The sequence below is a fragment of the Desertihabitans aurantiacus genome (assembly GCF_003344635.1).
In the GTDB taxonomy this organism is placed as follows: domain Bacteria; phylum Actinomycetota; class Actinomycetes; order Propionibacteriales; family Propionibacteriaceae; genus Desertihabitans; species Desertihabitans aurantiacus.
Window position 1 is genome coordinate 1 of the sequence record NZ_QPKK01000375.1, and the last position, 2,795, is coordinate 2,795.

General features: G+C 73.5%; 2 protein-coding genes. Both read left to right on the top strand.

Annotation, left to right across the window (positions count from 1 at the left end; all coding sequences use genetic code 11):
• On the top strand, window positions 1-1,832 hold a 1,832-nt coding region (locus DVA66_RS19110), incomplete at its 5' end, for a hypothetical protein (protein ID WP_114561430.1).
• A gap of 48 nt (window positions 1,833-1,880) precedes the next feature.
• Window positions 1,881-2,636 (top strand): sugar isomerase domain-containing protein, encoded by a 756-nt coding sequence (locus DVA66_RS19115; protein WP_114561431.1) that lies wholly within the window; start codon window positions 1,881-1,883, stop codon window positions 2,634-2,636.
• Window positions 2,637-2,795 lie beyond the last annotated feature (159 nt).

Genomic DNA, 2,795 nt, shown 5'->3' on the forward strand with positions numbered 1-2,795 from the left:
CCGCCCTCGGCGGCGCCCTGGGCGTCCCGGCGAGCGGCTGGGCCGCCGCCCCCGCGCACGCCCGCACCCCGCAGCAGCCGACCGCCACCGGCACCGGTGGCCCGCTGCTCGACGGCTCCCGCTTCCCGATCGGCGTGTTCTGGCCGCCGCCGCCGCTGGAGACCACCGTCGAGCGCTACCAGCAGATGGCCGACGCCGGCTTCACCTACCTGCACACCGGCAACTACGGCTGGGCCGACGTCCAGATCGCCACCTGGTCGCTGCGCACCGCCGAGCAGGTCGGGCTCAAGGTGCTGGTCGACGACCCCGACATCCGCTGGCTCACCCGCAGCGTCTCGATCTCCGAGGACGGCGGGCCCTTCACCCTCACCCGCGCCGAGGCCGAGACCAAGCTCCGCGAGATCATCGCCCGCTACCGGCCGGTGCGCTGGTGGGAGGTCACCGACGGCCGGCTGCTCATCACCGGCGGCACCGGCGACGGCTCGATCGGGATCAGCCGCGACAGCGCCGGCTGGACCGACTACACCCTCTCCTTCACCACCAGCCCGAGGGCCACGGGAGCCGGCGGCTACGCCCAGTCCGGGTGGGCCTTCCGCGCCCGCGACGAGCGCAACGCCTACGTCTGGCTGCTCAACAACCAGTCCGGCCCGGGCAACCTCACCAAGGCCGTCTTCGTCGACGGAGCACCGCGGGTCACCGTCGTCCCGCTCGGCTTCGACGTGGTGGCGGGGGAGACCTACCGGGTCGAGACCGTGGTCGAGGGCGACACCTTCACCACCTCGGTCAACGGCCGGGTGGTCGACACCACCACCGACACCACCTTCGCCAGCGGCGGCGTCGGGTTCCGCCAGGCCGGCGGCGAGTCGGCCTACTACGACGACGTGCGGGTGGTGGACGCCGACGGCCGGCAGCTGCTCGCCGAGGACTTCTCCGGCGGGCTCGGGCAGTGGGACGTCCCCGACGGCGGCGGCTTCGACAGCTTCGCCGGCATCCACCTCTACGACGAGCCGACGGTGCCGAAGCTGGCCGACCTCGGCGCGCTGGCCGACATCATCCGCTCCATCGACCCCGACGTGCTGCCCTACATCAACCACTTCCCGGGCTTCGACTACCGGGCCGCGGTGGAGCAGACCTCGCCGGAGGTGCTCTCCTTCGACCGCTACCCGATCCTGTCCTCGGGCGAGGACGTCGGCTACTTCCAGAACTGGGCCGACGTCCGCGCGGCCGCGCTGCCCACCGGCATCCCCACCTGGGCCTTCGTGCAGTCGGTCGGCTACACCGCCCACGCCGTCCCGACGAAGGCCGACCTGCTCTGGCAGATCAACATCAGCCTGGCCTACGGCTGCAAGGGCATCCAGTACTTCACCTACTGGACGCCCGACCCGGCCCGCGGGGAGAACTTCCACGACGGCATCGTGCTCGTCGACGGCACCCTCACGCCGCTGTACGAGGCCACCCAGGAGGTCAACACCACCTGGCTGCAGCAGGTCGGGCTGCAGGTGCTGCCGCTCACCTCCACCGCCGTCCAGGTGGCCAACCTCGCTTCGGTGCCGGGCGGGCTGGAGCCGTTCGAGGCCGACGACGAGATCGCCGAGCTCACCGGTGACGCCGTGGTGCTCGGCCGCTTCGACGGGCCCGACGGGCGCCACCTGCTGCTGGTCAACCACTCCCGCACCGAGGACGCCCGCGGCGTGCTGCGCTGGGGGCCGGCGGTGCAGCGGGCCTCGGCCTTCGACCCGGCCAGCGAGCGCTACCGCAGCCGCGGCCGGACGCCGTTCCGGGTCGACCTCGGCCCCGGCGAGGCGACCCTGCTCCGGCTGGAGACCACGTGAGCGCGGACGCGTCCGGAGGAGGCGGCACGCCGTGGCTAGGGTCGGCCCATGAGCTCTGACGCGTCCGCCTTCCTCCAGACCATGACCGCCACGATGCAGGAGGTGGCGCAGAGCCAGCGCGAGGGTGTCAGCGCCGGTGCCGCCCTGCTGCGGCGGTGCCTGGACGACGGCGGGGTGGTGCAGGCCTTCGGCACCGGTCACTCCGAGGCCTTCGCGATGGAGATCGCGGGGCGGGCCGGCGGGCTGGTGCCCACCAACAAGCTCACCCTGCGCGACCCGGTGATCGTGGGCGAGGCCGGCGCGGACTACCTGGCCGACCCGCTGCTGGAGCGCAACCCCGAGACCGCGCACGCCATCTACCGGCTGATCCCGCAGGTGCACCCGGCCGACGTGTTCGTCGTCGCCTCCAACTCCGGCGCCAACGGCAGCGTGGTCGAGTTCGCCTCGCTGGTGAAGGAGAAGGGCCACGCGCTGATCGCGGTCACCTCGATGCAGCACAGCACCCAGGTGCCCTCGCGGCACCCGGGCGGGAAGAAGCTGTACGAGCTGGCCGACGTGGTGCTCGACAACGGCGCCCCCTACGGCGACGCGGTGCTGCCGCTGCCCGGCGGCGGAGCGGCCTGCGGGATCTCCTCGCTGACCGCGGCGATGCTGGCCCAGATGATGGTGGCGGAGGTGATCGACGGGATGGTCGCCGACGGGCTCACCCCGCCGGTCTACCTCTCGGCCAACATCCCCGGCGGCGACGAGCACAACCAGGCCCTGGAGGACCGCTACGCCGGTCGGCTGCGCCGGCTGCCCTGAGCCGTGCCCGCTGACCCCGTGACGAGCCGGGCCGTGCTGGGCCTGGACGCCGGCGGCACCAGCACGCGCTGCCTGGTGGCCGACCGCGACGGGGTCGTCCTCGGCCGCGGCCGCGCCGGCGGCGGCAACCCGGTCTCCCGTCCGCCGGCCGAGGCGGCC

Excerpts from the sequence above, each read along its gene's own strand:
- DVA66_RS19115 (WP_114561431.1), top strand. The coding sequence starts at position 1,881 with ATGAGCTCTGACGCGTCCGCCTTCCTCCAGACCATGACCGCCACGATG.